The organism is Streptomyces scabichelini (assembly GCF_011045015.1).
Lineage (GTDB): Bacteria > Actinomycetota > Actinomycetes > Streptomycetales > Streptomycetaceae > Streptomyces > Streptomyces scabichelini.
The window spans coordinates 68,220-84,054 of the sequence record NZ_JAAKZY010000017.1 but is presented as its reverse complement, the minus strand read 5'-3'; the positions used below and the strand labels follow the sequence as shown (position 1 = coordinate 84,054).

General features: G+C 68.8%; 15 protein-coding genes. 7 read left to right on the top strand and 8 right to left on the bottom strand.

Translation table 11 applies throughout. The features are described 5' to 3' along the window. Nucleotides 1-31: 31 nt before the first annotated feature. Nucleotides 32-1,111, bottom strand: a complete 1,080-nt coding sequence (locus G5C60_RS08240) for a sugar ABC transporter substrate-binding protein (protein WP_206439230.1) — start codon at nt 1,109-1,111, stop codon at nt 32-34. Between the two features lie 317 nt (nt 1,112-1,428). Here G5C60_RS08240 and G5C60_RS08235 point away from each other — a divergent pair, with 317 nt between their 5' ends. Then, nucleotides 1,429-2,004 (top strand): dihydrofolate reductase family protein, encoded by a 576-nt coding sequence (locus G5C60_RS08235; RefSeq protein WP_165256283.1) that lies wholly within the window; start codon nt 1,429-1,431, stop codon nt 2,002-2,004. Between the two features lie 72 nt (nt 2,005-2,076). Here the strand turns inward: G5C60_RS08235 and G5C60_RS08230 are convergent, their stop codons facing one another. Continuing rightward, nucleotides 2,077-2,379 carry a hypothetical protein gene (locus tag G5C60_RS08230; RefSeq protein ID WP_165256261.1) on the bottom strand — a complete coding sequence of 101 codons (303 nt, stop codon included), beginning with the start codon at nt 2,377-2,379 and terminating at the stop codon, nt 2,077-2,079. A 4-nt stretch (nt 2,380-2,383) separates the two neighbouring features. After that, nucleotides 2,384-2,830, bottom strand: a complete 447-nt coding sequence (locus G5C60_RS08225) for a helix-turn-helix domain-containing protein (protein ID WP_165256259.1) — start codon at nt 2,828-2,830, stop codon at nt 2,384-2,386. 286 nt (nt 2,831-3,116) lie between these two features. Here G5C60_RS08225 and G5C60_RS08220 point away from each other — a divergent pair, with 286 nt between their 5' ends. Continuing rightward, nucleotides 3,117-3,371, top strand: coding sequence for a hypothetical protein (locus tag G5C60_RS08220; RefSeq protein ID WP_165256257.1), 255 nt, complete (start codon nt 3,117-3,119; stop codon nt 3,369-3,371). 48 nt (nt 3,372-3,419) lie between these two features. Next, a complete protein-coding gene (locus G5C60_RS08215; protein WP_165256255.1) occupies nt 3,420-3,938 on the top strand; it encodes a hypothetical protein in 519 nt (172 codons plus the stop codon). A gap of 74 nt (nt 3,939-4,012) precedes the next feature. Here G5C60_RS08215 and G5C60_RS08210 read toward each other — a convergent pair whose 3' ends face one another. The 4 genes from G5C60_RS08210 to dnaK form a co-directional block, all read right to left on the bottom strand. Next, a complete protein-coding gene (locus tag G5C60_RS08210) occupies nt 4,013-4,462 on the bottom strand; it encodes a heat shock protein transcriptional repressor HspR (RefSeq protein WP_165256253.1) in 450 nt (149 codons plus the stop codon). Between the two features lie 7 nt (nt 4,463-4,469). Further along, a complete protein-coding gene (dnaJ, locus tag G5C60_RS08205) occupies nt 4,470-5,663 on the bottom strand; it encodes a molecular chaperone DnaJ (protein ID WP_165256251.1) in 1,194 nt (397 codons plus the stop codon). 75 nt (nt 5,664-5,738) lie between these two features. After that, complete coding sequence (gene grpE, locus G5C60_RS08200; RefSeq protein ID WP_165256249.1) at nt 5,739-6,479, bottom strand: nucleotide exchange factor GrpE; 741 nt, start codon at nt 6,477-6,479, stop codon at nt 5,739-5,741. Further along, nucleotides 6,476-8,347 (bottom strand): molecular chaperone DnaK, encoded by a 1,872-nt coding sequence (dnaK, locus tag G5C60_RS08195; RefSeq protein WP_165256247.1) that lies wholly within the window; start codon nt 8,345-8,347, stop codon nt 6,476-6,478. The genes grpE and dnaK overlap by 4 nt, the downstream gene beginning before the upstream one ends. 480 nt (nt 8,348-8,827) lie before the next feature. On the opposite strand from dnaK, the gene G5C60_RS08190 reads away from it, so the two are divergent. Next, nucleotides 8,828-11,122, top strand: a complete 2,295-nt coding sequence (locus tag G5C60_RS08190) for a (Fe-S)-binding protein (RefSeq protein WP_165256245.1) — start codon at nt 8,828-8,830, stop codon at nt 11,120-11,122. Between the two features lie 38 nt (nt 11,123-11,160). Here the strand turns inward: G5C60_RS08190 and G5C60_RS08185 are convergent, their stop codons facing one another. Next, nucleotides 11,161-12,402 (bottom strand): RNA-guided endonuclease InsQ/TnpB family protein, encoded by a 1,242-nt coding sequence (locus tag G5C60_RS08185; RefSeq protein ID WP_165256243.1) that lies wholly within the window; start codon nt 12,400-12,402, stop codon nt 11,161-11,163. Nucleotides 12,403-12,722: 320 nt separating this feature from the next. Between G5C60_RS08185 and G5C60_RS08180 the strand changes: the two genes are divergently transcribed. The 3 genes from G5C60_RS08180 (at nt 12,723) to G5C60_RS08170 (ending at nt 15,788) form a co-directional block, all read left to right on the top strand. Further along, the gene (locus G5C60_RS08180; RefSeq protein ID WP_165256241.1) at nt 12,723-12,908 is read left to right on the top strand and encodes a hypothetical protein; all 186 of its coding nucleotides are present in this window, start codon (nt 12,723-12,725) and stop codon (nt 12,906-12,908) included. Continuing rightward, a complete protein-coding gene (locus G5C60_RS08175) occupies nt 12,901-14,334 on the top strand; it encodes an FG-GAP-like repeat-containing protein (RefSeq protein WP_165256239.1) in 1,434 nt (477 codons plus the stop codon). Before G5C60_RS08180 ends, G5C60_RS08175 begins: the two co-directional genes overlap by 8 nt. Nucleotides 14,335-14,492: 158 nt before the next feature. Then, nucleotides 14,493-15,788 carry an FG-GAP repeat domain-containing protein gene (locus G5C60_RS08170; RefSeq protein WP_420907350.1) on the top strand — a complete coding sequence of 432 codons (1,296 nt, stop codon included), beginning with the start codon at nt 14,493-14,495 and terminating at the stop codon, nt 15,786-15,788. Nucleotides 15,789-15,835: the final 47 nt, after the last annotated feature.

Below are 15,835 nucleotides of genomic sequence, written 5' to 3'. Positions count from 1 at the left end.
GCGCCTCAGCCGCGGGGCCGTCCTGCTACGCCTACTTCAGGCCGATCTCGTCGCAGTCCGCCTCGTACTTCGACGTGCAGATGTCCGAGACCTTGTAGATGCCGTCGTCGACGACCGTCTCCTCGATGTTCTCCTTCGTGAGCGGGGAGACGAAGACGAGGTGGGCCGGGATGGCCTCGTTCGTGGGGCTGTTGACCTTGTCGCGGGTGAGGGCGTCGAACTCGATGCCGTGGCCCCGCGCGCGGGCCACGGCCATCTCGGCGGCGGTCTCGGCCTCTTCGGGGTACGGCTTGTAGACGCTCATGTACTGCTCGCCGGCGACGATGCGCTGCACCGCCTCGAGCTCCGCGTCCTGGCCGGTGATGGGAGGAAGGTCGGTCACGCCGGCCGCCTTCAGTGCGGAGACGATGCCGCCCGCCATACCGTCGTTGGCTGAGTACACACCGTCGATGTTCTCGGCGCCGATGGACGAGATCGCGGCCATCATGTTGGCCCGCGCGTTCGACGGCTTCCACTCCTTGGTGTCGTACTGCTTGGCGATGGTCACCTTGTCGCCGAGTTCGGCGAGGGCGGCCTTCTTGAACTGGGCGGCGTTCGGGTCGGTGACCGCACCGTTCATCATGACGATCTTCTCGGATCTGCCCTTGTCCAGGACCTCGGCCAGGGCCCGGCCCTGCGCCTCGCCGACCTGCTGGTTGTCGAAGGAGATGTACGCGTCGATCGGGCCTTCGGCCAGCCGGTCGTACGCGATGACGGGGATGCCCGCGTCCTTGGCCTTCTGTACGCCGCTCGCGATGTCCTTGGCGTCCACGGCGTCCAGGAGCAGTACGTCGACCTTGTCGTCGATCATCCGCTGAAGCTGCTTGCGCTGCTCGGCGGCGTCCTGATCGGCGTTGGCGTATACGACCTCTCCCTTGCCGTTGGTCAGCTCGTCGACCTTCTTCCTGATGATGGGCTCGTCGAACTTCTCGTAGCGCTGGTTCGCCTTCTCCGGCAGCAACAGGCCCACCGTGACGTCGTCGCCCTTGGTCGGGTCCGCCGACCCGGCCTCTTCGCTGTCGCCGAGCACACCGCAGGCGGCAAGCGAGAGAGTCATGGTGGACGCGGCCATGAAAATGGGGATACGACGCATACGGCTGTTCACTTTCGGTGCCTTCCGGACGAGAGCGCAATTTTGCGACCCAGGTAACGGAAAGCCAACGTGGACGTTTCAAAAGCGTCAAGCAGTTCCGGTTACGACATCACAACGGCACTCTGCGTGATCGGTGTGAAGACGCAGAGGTGAAGTCCTGGAGAATCGGCGGACGGGCGTGGAGTATCCGTGATGGCGTGTCAACCGGCGGTTCACCGTCCATGACGTCCACTGACGTCCACTGACGTCCACCCATGACGTCCACCCATGATGTCCGCGAGGCCCCGGAGGTCCCGATGCGCAAGATCCTGCTGAGCATGTCCGTGTCCCTGGACGGCTTCTTCGAGGGGCCGAACCGCGAGATCGACTGGCACCAGGTCGACGACGAGCTGCACCGGCACATGAACGAGTGGATCAGGCAGCTGGGTGGCTTCCTGACCGGCCGGGTCACGCACGAGCTGATGGCCGACTACTGGCCGACGGCCGACAAGGACCCCGAGATGCCGGAGGCCGAGCGGGAGTTCGCGCCCATCTGGCGGGACATGCCGAAGATCGTGTACTCCCGCACCCTGGACCACGCCGACTGGAACGCGACGATCGCACGGGAGGTCGTACCGGAGGAGGTCAGGGCCCTCAAGGAGCAGCCCGGGGGAGACCTCGTGGTCGGCGGCGCGGAGCTGGCCGCGGAGTTCCGCCGGCACGACCTGATCGACGAGTACCGGATCTACGTCCATCCGGTCCTGCTGGGCCGCGGCCGTCCCCTCTTCCAGGAAGCGGACGCCACCGCCCTTCTCCGCCTCGCGGAGAGCCACACCTTCGGCAACGGGGTTGTGATGCTGCGCTACCTGAGCGCTCCGCTGGAAGAACGGTGACTAACCTGCGGGCCGGTGGGGGCTGGTCACGCCCACGCGGCGGAGCCGCATATCGACACTGCCCCGCGCCCCTTACGGGGCGCGGTCGCTGCCGTACCCGCCGTGTCCGTCGTCCTGCGGGCGTTCCGGGAAGTGGAGGAGGCGGGCCGGCGGGGCGTCGGAGCGTGGTGGTTCGGTTGCGCGGGCGTGCTCCTGCCAGCCGGCGCGGAACCAGTTCAGCTGCTGCCGTTGCAGCTCCTCCTCGGTGAGGACGCGGACGCCCTCCGGCCCTGCCGCCCGTACCTTCTCGCCGAGTCCGATGAGCAGTTCGCCCACCAGCCTGGAGACACGTTCCGCCTCGTCACCCGGATTCCCCTTATCTCCCTTCGCTGTCAAGCCGTCAACCGCCCTCCGGCAGGAACTGCCGCGCCACCTTGGCGAACAGCTCCCGCAGTTCGGGCGGAACACCCATCCTCTGAGCCGCCTCCTCGGGGGTCAGCCGCAGGTGGACCTCACCGGCCGCGGGGAGCCCGCCGGGCACCGGCAGGTCGTCCTCCGAAAGCCGGCCCGAGCGGATGAGCATCTCGCGCAGGGGGACGCCGAGTACGGCCGCGATACGCCGCATCGTCTCCAGGTCGGGCATGGACTGACGCTGCAACAGCCGGCTGACCGCCGCCCGGTGCACTCCCGCGTCGTCGGCCAGCTTCGAACGGCCGCCCCCGCGCGGGCTGTCGATGTCGTAACCACGGTCACGCAGCAGGCCCTCGATCCAGCCGGCGAACTCGTCGAGCCCCTCGGCCCGGTGACTCTGATCCGTACGGGCACCGGCCCGTGAGCTGGAACGCATGTGTCCGCTCTCCCCTCGTCGCGCGGACAACGTACCGATCGCACACGCACCAACGTGTGTGCGCGCTCGCGCGTAACTGTGGAGATTCGGCAACGACCGCCGCATCGGCGGCAGTTGACGTACGGACTGCAGTGCCGTCATCGCATTGGCCTCCACGGAGCGTAGTCACTTGCGTACGCGCTCGCACCATGCGAGTCTATTCGCTCGCTCCCTGTATCGAACACATGTTCCCACACTTGGGGAGAGAGGAGCACCACGATGACCGATGCCGGAACGGAGGACGGCCATGACAACGACTGAAGCCGAGGAGGTCGCGCTGGAGCTGGAACGCCTGCGCCGCTCGGTCGACGTCGGCTTCGCCACCACCCGCGGCGACCTCGCCCTCCTCCTCCAGCGCGCCGACCAGACCGACAAGACCCTCGACGAACACGAGACCCGCCTGGAAGCGCTGGAACGCGCCCGCTGGCCCCTGCCGTCCCTGGCGGCGATCACGTCGTGCATCGCACTGGCTGTGACGCTGTGGCAGGCGACGGGCCGCTGAGGGCGACGTACGCTGTCCGAACTCACGTGCCCGCGGTAAAGGAAGCGCATGCCTGTCGAAACCCTCATCCAGGACGACCTGTTCGGCGAACTGAGCGTCTGGTCGGACCCTGAGAAGGGGGAAGTGGCCGTCGGGGGAAGGGCAGTTCCCGATGTCGTCCTGCGCCGCGTCGCCGGGACCAGGACCAACAGGACCAAGGAGCACATCCCGATCGGCACCCGGAAGCGCGGCCGGCTCACGCTGGACGTCGACGGCCAGGAGGCGGTCATCAGGCCCGCGAAGGGACGGGTGACCCGGCGCTCGTACCGCATCGACGTCCGGCACGCGGGCCGCGCCTACCGCCTGCTGCCCGACTCCATCGCGGGCAGCCGGCTCCTGAAGGACAAGGAGCACATCGGGGACTTCTCCTCGGACGGCGACGGGCGCGTACTGGCCGAGTGGAAGGAGGGCGCCCGGGTGGAGGCGGCGGACGCGGCCCTCGGATACGCGCTCGCCGCAGCCTTCGGCACCGGCGCGCAGCCCATGTGGACGCTCGCGCTCGACGCGATCGGCGACCTCATCCCCTGAGGGGGACCAGCCGACGTGAAGGGGCCCGGAGGATCGACGATCAGCCTCCGGGCCCCTTCACGCTGCTGCGCGCACTAGTCCGACTGCTGGCGCTTGGGGCGCCACACGACCAGCGCGCTCGTCTGCTGGACCTCCTGGTACGGGACCAGGTCCCGGCGGTAGGAGGCGTGGACGGCCGCCTCGCGCTGCTGCATCGCGGCGGCGGCGCCGTCCAGGGCCGACTCCAGCTCCGCGACGCGGGACTGGAGCGCGGCGACCTGGTTCTCCAGCTCGATGATGCGCTTGATGCCAGCCAGGTTGATGCCCTCGTCCTGCGACAACTGCTGGACGGTACGCAGCAGTTCGATGTCGCGGGCCGAGTAGCGCCGGCCCCGTCCGGCCGTGCGGTCGGGGGAGACCAGGCCGAGGCGGTCGTACTGGCGCAGGGTCTGGGGGTGCAGACCGGAGAGCTGGGCCGCCACCGAGATGACGTACACCGGAGTTTCCTCGGTCAGCTCGTACGGGTTGCGTCGACGGCCATCCATGGTGTCCTCATGCTCCCTTCGCCGCCTGGAACAGCTCCGCTCGCGGATCCTCGCCCGTGGTCGCCTCGCGGTACGCCTCGAGCGCGTCACGCGCCTTGCCCGACACGTCCTTGGGTACCACGACCTCGACGGTGACCAGCAGATCGCCGCGAGTGCCGTCCTTGCGGACCGCGCCCTTGCCGCGGGCCCGCATCGTCCGCCCGTTGGGCGTGCCCGGCGGCAGTTTCAGGGTGACCGGCGGCCCGCCCAGGGTCGGCACGCGGATCTCCCCGCCCAGCGCCGCCTCGGCGAACGTCACCGGCACCGTCACCGTGAGGTTGTCGCCCTTGCGGCCGAAGACCGGGTGGGCGCCCACGTGCACGACCACGTACAAATCGCCCGCCGGACCGCCCCGTTCACCCGGTGCGCCCTTGCCGCGCAGACGGATGCGCTGACCGTCGCTGACCCCCGCGGGGATCCTGACCTGCATCGTGCGCGACGACTTGGCACGGCCGCTGCCCTTACAGATCTCGCAGGGGGTCTCCGCGGTCAGACCGCGGCCCTTGCAGTCGGGGCACGGATCGGTGAGCGAGAAGCCGCCGCCCGAACCGCGCGCCACCTGGCCGGTGCCCACGCACGTCGGGCACACCCTCGGCGTGCCGTTCGCGTCGCCGGTGCCGGAGCAGGCCTTGCAGGGCGACTGCGAGGACATGCGCAGCGGAACCGTCGCGCCGTCCACCGCCTCCGTGAAGCTCAGCGTGACCTCGGACTCGATGTCCTGGCCGCGCCTGGGCTGCGTACGCGTGCCCGTGCCCGCGCCGCCCCGGTTGAACAGGCCCCCGAAGACGTCACCGAGCCCGCCGCCGAAGCCGCCGCCGGCACCGCCCGCTCCGCCGCCCTGGCCGGGTCCGCCTCCGAAGAGGTCGCCGAGGTCGAAGTTGAAGGTGCCGCCGCCGGCGCCGGGGCCCGGCCTGAAGCCGCCGTTGCCGAAGAGAGTGCGCGCCTCGTCGTACTCCTTGCGCTTCTTGGGGTCGCCGAGGATGTCGTTCGCCTCGGAGATCTCCTTGAAGCGCTCCTCCGCCTTCGTGTTCCCCTTGTTGGCGTCCGGGTGGTACTCGCGGGCGAGCTTCCGGTACGCCTTCTTGATCTCGGCCTCGGTGGCGTCCTTGGGGACGCCGAGGACCTTGTAGTAGTCCTTCTCGATGAAGTCCTTGGTGCTCATCCTCGACGTCCCTCCTTCCTTCTCACGCGCCGTACGGTCCGTACGTTCATTCGTACGCCCCGTACGTCGCCGACGTCAGCCCTCGTCCGGGCCACCGTTCTCCTTGTCGTCGGCGTTGGTCGTCGCCGCGCCCTCGGCCTCGTCGGCCTTGACGGTCTGCGCGCCCGGCTGCGGCTCGGCCACCGCCACCCGCGCGGGGCGGATGGTGCGCTCGCCAATGCGATACCCGGGCTGGAGAATCGCCACGCACGTCGTCTCCGTGACGTCGGGCGCGTAACTGTGCATCAGGGCCTCGTGGATCGTCGGGTCGAAGGGCTCGCCCTCCTTGCCGAACTGCTGGAGGCCCATCTTCGCCGCGACGGTCTCCAGCGACTCGGCCACCGACTTGAAACCGCCGACCAGTTCGCCGTGTTCCCGCGCGCGGCCGATGTCGTCGAGTACGGGCAGGAGCTCGGTCAGGAGGTTCGCGACGGCGATCTCCTTGACCGTGATCCGGTCGCGCTCGACCCGGCGGCGGTAGTTCTGGTACTCGGCCTGGAGCCGCTGGAGGTCCGCCGTGCGCTCACCGAGCGCCGTGCGCACCTGGTCCAGCTGGGCCGTCAGACCCGCCGTCTGCTGTGCTGCCTGTGCCGCTGCCTGCTGCTGTGCTGCTGCCGCGTCCCCGGCCGGGGCCGCCCCCTCCTGGGGGGCGGCCTTCGGCTCGGCGTCGTCAGAGGTGGCGCCGGAGGGAACGTCGGGCTGCTGCGGCTGAGCCGGCTGCGGCTGTTGAGGCTGCTGCGGCTGCTGCTCGTCGAAGCCCGGGGTCTCCTCCGTCACGCGGCACCGTCCTTCCGGTCCTCGTCGACGATCTCGGCGTCGACGACATCGTCGTCGGCCTTGGCCTGGGCGCCGCCCGCGGTGGCACCCTCAGGACCGTCAGCACCCTCAGGACCGCCCGCGGCCTGCGCGCCCTGGGCGTCGGCGTACATCGCCTGGCCCACCTTCTGCGAGACCGCGGCGACCTTCTCGGTGGCCGTACGGATCTCGGCGGTGTCCTCGCCCTTGAGCGCGGTCTTCAGCTCCTCGACGGCGGACTCGACCTCGGTCTTGACCTCGCCGGGGACCTTGTCCTCGTTGTCCTTGAGGAACTTCTCCGTCTGGTAGACGAGCTGCTCGCCCTGGTTGCGGCTCTCGGCGGCCTCGCGGCGGGCGTGGTCCTCCTCCGCGTACTTCTCGGCCTCCTGGCGCATCCGGTCGACCTCGTCCTTCGGCAGCGAGGAGCCGCCGGTGACGGTCATCTTCTGCTCCTTGCCCGTGCCCAGGTCCTTCGCGGTCACGTGCATGATGCCGTTGGCGTCGATGTCGAAGGCGACCTCGATCTGCGGGACACCGCGCGGGGCCGGCGGCAGACCGGTCAGCTCGAACATCCCGAGCTTCTTGTTGTACGCCGCGATCTCGCGCTCGCCCTGGTAGACCTGGATCTGCACGGACGGCTGGTTGTCCTCGGCGGTGGTGAAGATCTCGGACCGCTTGGTCGGGATCGTCGTGTTCCGCTCGATGAGCTTCGTCATGATGCCGCCCTTGGTCTCGATACCGAGGGACAGCGGGGTCACGTCGAGGAGCAGGACGTCCTTGACCTCACCCTTGAGGACACCGGCCTGCAGGGCGGCGCCGATGGCGACGACCTCGTCCGGGTTGACGCCCTTGTTGGCGTCCTTGCCGCCGGTCAGCTCGCGGACGAGCTCGGCGACGGCGGGCATACGGGTGGAGCCACCGACGAGAACGACGTGGTCGATCTCGCTGAGCTGGATGCCGGCGTCCTTGATGACGTTGTGGAACGGCGTCTTGCAGCGCTCCAGCAGGTCGGCCGTCAGCTGCTGGAACTGGGCGCGCGTGAGCTTCTCGTCCAGGTGCAGCGGGCCTTCGGCGGACGCGGTGATGTAGGGCAGGTTGATCGAGGTCTCGGTGGAGCTGGACAGCTCGATCTTGGCCTTCTCCGCAGCCTCGCGAAGCCGCTGCAGGGCCATCTTGTCCTTGCCGAGATCGACACCGTGGCCGCCGGCGAACTGCTTCACCAGGTAGTCGACGATGCGCTGGTCCCAGTCGTCACCACCGAGGTGGTTGTCACCGTTGGTGGCCTTCACCTCGACGACGCCGTCACCGATCTCGAGCAGCGAGACGTCGAAGGTGCCGCCACCGAGGTCGAAGACGAGGATCGTCTGGTCGTCCTTGTCGAGGCCGTACGCCAGGGCGGCGGCCGTCGGCTCGTTCACGATCCGCAGGACGTTCAGGCCCGCGATCTCGCCGGCCTCCTTGGTGGCCTGCCGCTCGGAGTCGTTGAAGTACGCCGGTACGGTGATGACCGCGTCCGTGACCTTCTCACCCAGGTACGACTCGGCGTCCCGCTTCAGCTTCTGCAGGATGAAGGCCGAGATCTGCTGCGGGTTGAAGGGCTTGTTGTCGAGCTCGATCTTCCAATCGGTGCCCATGTGCCGCTTCACGGACCGGATGGTCCGGTCTACGTTGGTGACCGCCTGGCGCTTGGCGACCTCGCCGACGAGCACCTCACCGTTCTTGGCGAAGGCGACGACGGACGGCGTGGTCCTGGCGCCCTCGGCGTTGGTGATGACGGTGGGCTCACCGCCCTCCAGAACGCTGACGACGGAGTTAGTCGTGCCCAGGTCGATGCCGACCGCACGTGCCATTTCGATTCCTCCAGCTGACTTGAGTGGAACGGACTCAAGTGTGCACGACGCTGGCCGCTGGGTCAAAAGGGCTGAGTCTGCCAGGCTCAACTTTTATATGAACCTTACCTTCAGGGGCCGGTTTTTCGCCTACGGGGCGGGGGTGTTGGGTTCGTCTGGCGAGTGCGGGTAGTGGTGGGTTGCTCGCGCAGTTCCCCGCGCCCCTAAAAGCCTGCGGCTCCGGGAGCGCGCCCGTTAGGGGCGCGGGGAACTGCGCGATCAGCCACAACGGACCCGCAGTCGCCCATGAACCTGGTCACACCACCCCCATAGGCGAACCCGCGGAGCGCTGAGGCGAGCCTCAGCGATACAGATCACCGCGCACCTGGCTACAGTGCGGCGCAAGATATGGGTAGTCTCAGACGGACCGCATAAGTTACCGCTTAGTAATGACCTTCGAGCCGAGCTCGAAGACCCCTCGCAGGCCCGAGGAGCCCCGAAATGCAACTCGCCGCGATCGTCGTGTCGATGGTCCTCATGACAGTCGGCGTCGCCCTGTTCGGCCGTGCCACCCTGCAGATCTTCCGCTTCGTGATGCTCGGCCAGCCCCTCCCGGCCGGCGCCCGGACCAACGACCCCGTCCTGCGCACCATCACCTTGGCCAAGGAGTTCCTCGGCCACACCAGGATGAACCGTTGGGGCATCGTCGGCATCGCGCACTGGTTCGTGGCGATCGGCTTCTACACCCTGCTCCTGACGATCGTGAACGCCATCGGCCAGCTCTTCAAGGCCGACTGGTTGCTGCCGGTCATCGGTGACTGGGCGCCGTACAACGTCTTCGTCGAGTTCATCGGCGTGATGACGGTGGTCGGCATCCTGGTGCTGATCGCCATCCGGCAGCTGTCCAGGCCGGGCAAGGCGGGCCGCAAGTCACGCTTCGCGGGCTCCAACACCGGCCAGGCGTACTTCGTCGAGGGAATCATCCTCATCGTCGGCGTCTGCATCTTCATGCTGCACGCGCTGGAGGGCGCCCAGCACCACGTCGAGAGCTACGAGGCCTCGTTCTTCCTCTCGTACCCGGTGGTCTCAGCGCTGGAGGGGCTGGATCTCTCCACGCTCCAGAACCTCACCTACCTCTTCGCCGGCGTGAAGATCGCGGCCTCCTTCATCTGGATGATCACGGTCTCCCTGAAGACCGACATGGGTGTGGCCTGGCACCGCTTCCTGGGCTTCCCGAACATCTGGTTCAAGCGCAACGCCGACGGCTCGACCTCGCTGGGCGCCCTGCTGCCGATGACGTCGGGCGGCAAGCCCATCGACTTCACCGACCCGGGCGAGGACGACGTCTTCGGTGTCTCCCAGGTCGAGCAGTTCTCCTGGAAGGGCATCCTCGACTTCTCCACCTGCACCGAGTGCGGGCGGTGCCAGTCGCAGTGTCCCGCCTGGAACACCGGCAAGCCCCTCTCCCCCAAGCTGCTCATCATGTCGCTGCGCGACCACGCGCACGCCAAGGCCCCGTACCTGCTGGCCGGCGGCGGCAAGCTGGATCCATCTGCGCCTGGCGGCGCGGGGTCGGGCAACGAGAAGGCGAGCGAGGAGCAGCTCAAGGACGTGCCCGCCGCCGCCCTCGCCGAGGCCGAGCGGCCGCTCGTCGGCACCCTCGAAGAGAACGGCGTCATCGACCCGGACGTCCTGTGGTCCTGCACCACCTGCGGCGCCTGCGTGGAGCAGTGCCCCGTCGACATCGAGCACGTCGACCACATCGTCGACATGCGCCGCTACCAGGTGATGATCGAGTCCGCCTTCCCGAGCGAGGCGGGCACGATGCTCAAGAACCTGGAGAAGAAGGGCAACCCCTGGGGGCTCGCGAAGAAGCAGCGCCTGGAGTGGACCAAGGAGGTCGACTTCGAGGTTCCCGTCGTCGGCAAGGATCTCGAGGACCTCAGCGAAGTCGACTATCTGTACTGGGTCGGGTGCGCGGGTGCGCTCGAAGACCGCGCCAAGAAGACCACCAAGGCCTTCGCCGAGCTGCTCCACATCGCGGGCGTCAAGTTCGCGATCATGGGCGGCGACGAGAAGTGCACCGGTGACTCCGCCCGGCGACTGGGCAACGAGCCGCTGTTCCAGGAGCTCGGCATGGAGAACGTCGCCGCCCTGAACATGGCCTTCGGGGAAGACGACGAGGACGAGTCGACCAAGAAGCCGAAGTCCGCGAAGAAGATCGTCTCCACCTGCCCGCACTGCTTCAACACCATCGCCAACGAGTACCCGCAGCTCGGCGGCGAGTACGAGGTCATCCACCACACGCAGCTGCTCCAGCACCTCATCGACGAGGGCAAGCTCATCCCCGTAACCCCCGTCGAGGGTCTGATCACGTACCACGACCCGTGCTACCTGGGCCGCCACAACAAGGTCTACACGCCGCCGCGCGAGATCATGACCGCCGTCCCGGGCCTGCGCCAGCAGGAGATGCACCGCCACAAGGAGCGCGGCTTCTGCTGCGGCGCCGGTGGTGCGCGGATGTGGATGGAGGAGCGGATCGGCAAGCGCATCAACAACGAGCGTGTTGATGAGGCCCTGTCGTTGAACCCCGACATCGTCTCCACCGCCTGCCCGTTCTGCCTCGTCATGCTGACCGACTCGGTCAACGGCAAGAAGAACGACGGCAAGGCGAAGGAGTCCATCCAGGTCGTGGACGTGGCCCAGCTGCTCCTCGACTCCGTCAAGACGTCGGTCGACGACGAGCCTCCGGCGGGCGAGACCGAGTCGGAGAGCGAGCCGCAGCCCGTCAATTGACATGCTCTTCACCCTGATGGGTGGGATTCTGGCCGTCCCTACCGGTGACTGTGCCGCTTGGCGGCACGGTCACCGGTAGGGATTCCATGGCTTCCTGTTTCTTCGCGCTGTGCCGGGATTGCTCCTGGTCTTACCGGCGCTCCGCAGGCCGATACCGCCAGTCCGGCGGCCGTCTTGACATTCTGTGCGGCGTTGACGTCGCGGTCATGGACCGTGCCGCAGGCGGCACAGGTCCACTCGCGGACGTTCAGGGGTTTGGGTCCGTCCTTGACACCGCAGGTGGAGCAGACCTGGCTGGTCGGCTCGTACCGGTCGACCTTGATCAGAGTGCGCCCGTACCGGGCCGCCTTGTAGACCAACATGTTCACGAAGGTGCCCCAGCCCGCGTCGTGGACCGATTTCGCCAGCCGGGTGCGCGCGAGTGCGTTCACCGCCAGGTCCTCCACCGCGACCGCTTGGTTCTCACGGATCAGACGGGTGGACAACTGGTGGTGGAACTCGCTGCGGGCATCGGCTACTTGTGCGTGGGCGTGGGCGACCTTCAGACGGGCCTTGGCCCGGTTCTTCGATCCTTTCTGCTTGCGGGACAGCTCCCGCTGTGCCTTTCTCAGTTTCTTCTCCGCCCGGCGCAAGAACCGAGGGGAGTCGATCTTCGTGCCGTCGGAGAGGACGGCGAAGTGGGTGAGGCCGAGGTCGATGCCGATGGCCTGGCCGGTGGCGGGCATCCGCTCCGCGTCAGCGGCCGGGTCGGTGTCGATGACGAACGACGCAAAGTACCTGCCCGCACTGTCTTTGATCACCGTGACGCTGGAGGGGACGGCGGGCAGACGCCTGGACCAGGCGACCTTCACCGCCCCGATCTTCGGCAGGCTGAGGCGACCGCCGTCAGTGATCGACCAACGGGCGTTGGCGGTGAACCGGATCGCGGCCCGCTTGTCCTTGCGCGACTTCATCCGCGGCGCCTCGACCCCAGGGCCCTTGCGGGAGCCTCTCCTGGAGGCGAAGAAGTTGCGGTAGGCGGCCTCGGCGTCGCGCAGGGACTGCTGGAGCACCACCGCGGACACCTCCCCCAGCCAGGCCCGCTCTGGGCGGTGCTTTGCCTCCGTGATCAGAGCGCGAGACAGCAGGCCCAACGAGGGGTACGGCCCACCGTTGGCGTGGGCGTCGCGGCGGGCACGCACGGCGTCGTTGTAGACGACGCGGGCGCACCCGAACGCCCGCGCCAGCGCACGGGCCTGGCCGGGCTCCGGGTACAGGCGAAAGCTGTACCGGAGCTGCATGCCGTCGATCGTACGAGCGACCCACACACGCCCACATCAGGAACATCTGTTCCCCACCTCACCCGGGCCAGGACCAGGACCAGGACCAGGACCAGGTAAGCATGCCCCAGCTCCCCCCCCCGGGCGCAGTGGGTCGCGGTGATACTGCTGGATCCAGGGCTCTCCGCGGTACCTGCACCGCTTTGGTCTCGCGCATCCAGCGAGGAGCTGCGGGCGACATGCCGCTTCCCACAGGAAGAACCCGTCCTCGCCAACTTGCCGGGCCAATTCACACGTCACCACAGCCACCAAACCGCAGGCGGTCGACCTGGAATCCACAGGTGTGGACGGAGAGAACCGCGACCCCGGGCAGGGCGACAAGCATCGCCGGATCCGGCAACCCGAGGGCCGAGTACGGTTCCGCCTACCGGCGAGCGACCGTTTTCTGGGTCTTCCCGGGCTCCCCGGACGGCCTGGACACGAGCGCCTCGCAGCACATCACGGAGGGGGACCTGGACCTTGAGTGAGCGATCCCGCACGCGTTCCCGTGCGAGTTCCCGCACGGCTGCGGTCACGTGCGCGTTATTGCTGTGCGCCGTCGCCGGGTGCGGCACGGAGGACGGCGGCGGTACGTCGGACAAGCGGCCCTCGCCGACTCCGGCCACCGGCGACTCGGCCGACGCACAGAAGCCCGTACCCGCCGCTCCCGTCCCCCGGGGCGACGGCGGCAAGATCCGCGACGACGTGAACGGCGACGGGCACCCCGACCTCGCTTACGTCACCTCGTACGGCCCGGTCGGCGAGGACGGCGGCGGCACCGGCAGGAACTGCGTCGTCATCGTCTACGGCTCGGACAAGGGCCTCGACCCCGCGACCCGTACGGTCCTGAAACCGGGCGACGCGGCGCTCCCCGAGCACCTGGGCGCGACCTACCCCACGTACCCCGTCCTCGCCGACCTCGACGCCGACGGGTATGCCGACCTGAAGTTCGGCGGGAACGTCATCTGGGGCGGGCCCACCGGCCCCGACCCGAAGACACCGAGCACGGCCCTGCCCGAGGTCACCGGCACGCCCGGCGACTTCGACGGCGACGGCCGTCTCGATGTGCCCCTCGTCGAGGACAGCCGGGACGGCCTCGGAAGCCCGCCCTTCCGCGTCCTGTACGGACCCATCGACCGGAACGGCACCCCGGCCCGGCGTGGCGAAAGCCGCCCGGATCCCGTCAACCGCACGTCCAACGGCCTCGAGTACTCGCTCCACGCCGTCGACGCGGACGGCGACCGGACCACCGATCTCGTCGCTTCCGGGGGCACCGACGGCGAGCAGGGCAGGGCCGTCCTGCTCACCGCGGGCGACGGCCCCGCCGGATTCGCCGCGCAGCCAAGGGAGTTGAGGATCGGCAACACGGTCACCTCCGGTGACTTCGACGGGGACGGCAAGGGCGATGTGGTCGTCGGCGACAGCGGCAGCCGCAACAACGAGCCGGGCTACGAGACCGAGGCGCCCGAGGTGGACGGCACGCTCACCGTCTACCCGGGCGACGGCGGCGCGCCCCAACTCCTCGACCCGGCCCTCGACCTCGCCGGTGACTACCTGGCGGGCGACACGGACGGCGACGGCCGCGACGAGCTGCTGATCGGCTCAACGTCGGACGGGTACGCCTCGGAGCCGGAGATCACCGTGATCCCCGGCGGCCCGCAGGGGCTCGACGAGGAGGGACGCCGCACCCTCCGTCGTACCGGCCCCGCCCGCGTCCCGGGCGCGAAGTCGAAGCTCACCGAGGAGAAGCGGCGTCCCCACCTAGCCGCCGTACGCGACTTCGACCAGGACGGCCGTGCCGAGGTGGTCCTGCACTGGACGCTGCCGCAACGAGGGCCGTCGTACGTCTGGGTGCTCGAAGGGGACAAGGACACGGTGACGTTCGGGGACGGGCACTTCACGGGGGCCGGGTGAGACCGGGTGAGGCCGGGTGACTGACGCCCCGGAGCGGCTTCCCGGCGTCCTTCCGGCATCTTCCTGGTTACTGGCCAGTGACTTATGGCGTCCTGGCGCGCATCATGTGCGGGTTGTTGTCTCGCGATGCTGCTGAGGTTGATGTGGCCAAAGGGAAGATACGTGTGACCACAGGTGCCGTGGCGGGCTGCTGCGTCCTGCTGCTCGTCGGCTGCGGGCCCACGTCGCACGACGCCCGGCCCGCCCCGACCAAGCGCCGCCCGGTGAGCATGGCCGACCAGGGTTCCGCCGCCCTGCGCCCCGTCCCGCGCGGCAAAGGGAGCAAGACCCCCGACGACTTCAACGGCGACGGCCACCGCGACCTCGTCCTCAACGATCTGGTGAAGGGGGACAGCCACGGGGACGACGCGGGCATCGGAGTCGTCTACGGCGCGGGTCGTGGACTCACCCCGGGCGCACGGCAGTTGCTGACTCCGGCCGGGCAGGCGGCCCGTACGAAGGGGCAGTTGCCTGCCGTCTTCGATGCCGAGGCGAGCTGTGACCTCGACCAGGACGGGTTCACGGATCTCGTCGTCTCGACCGATCCGCCGTACGACGGTCTTGGGCAGCCGCCGGTGCCGTTGCAGATCCTCTTCGGCTCGCCCCGGGGTCTGGCCCGGCAGGCGGTGAAGCTGACGATCCCCGCACAGGCGCGTGGCGGCAACGACTGGCCGGACCAGCCGGTGTGCGGGGACTTCGACGGGGACGACGCCGAGGATCTGGTCGTGCACGCCTCGAACGGTCAACTCAGTTACCTGCGCGGCCCGTTCACCCGTAAAGGCGCCCCTGGCGGGGCCGGTGCGCCGCTGGCCTCACCGGGCAACGTTCCCACGGGTCCGGCCGTCGACGTCGACCGCGACGGCTACGACGACCTTCTCGTCCGTACCGCCGAAGGCAGTACGTCCTCCTCGGTCGTCCTGGGCGGACCGGCCGGACCCGCCCGCCCCGGCTTCACCCTCCCGAACGGCGCGGACGTCGCCTTCGGCCGTTTCGACGAGGGCAGGGGCGTCGACGCGGCGATCGGTTCGCTCGACGACACCGTGCTGCGTTACGACGTCCCTGGCGCCCGGCGCGGCACCCTCGACGTGCCGGGCACGGTTCTGGACTCCGGGGACTTCGACGGGGACGGGATCAGTGAACTGGTCTCCAGCGGTACGGAGTTGAGGGTGTTCCGGGGGCGGGACGGCGGCCCGTCCGCGTCGGACATCGTCACCGTACGGCCGCCCGCGTCGGGCACGACCCGCGTTCTCGCCGTCGCCGACTTCACCGGGGACGGGCGGGCGGACCTGGCCGTGCGGACGTACCTGGGAGAGACGAAGGACACGGTCGCGGTGTACGCGGGTGAGAAGCGGGACCTGGTGGCGGCGAAGCCCCAAGTCACCTTCTCCACGGCCGAGTTCCTGGGGATGGACTGAGCTGAGGGGTCGACTCAGCTGAGCTGTCCCATCAACCTCGGAAGCGG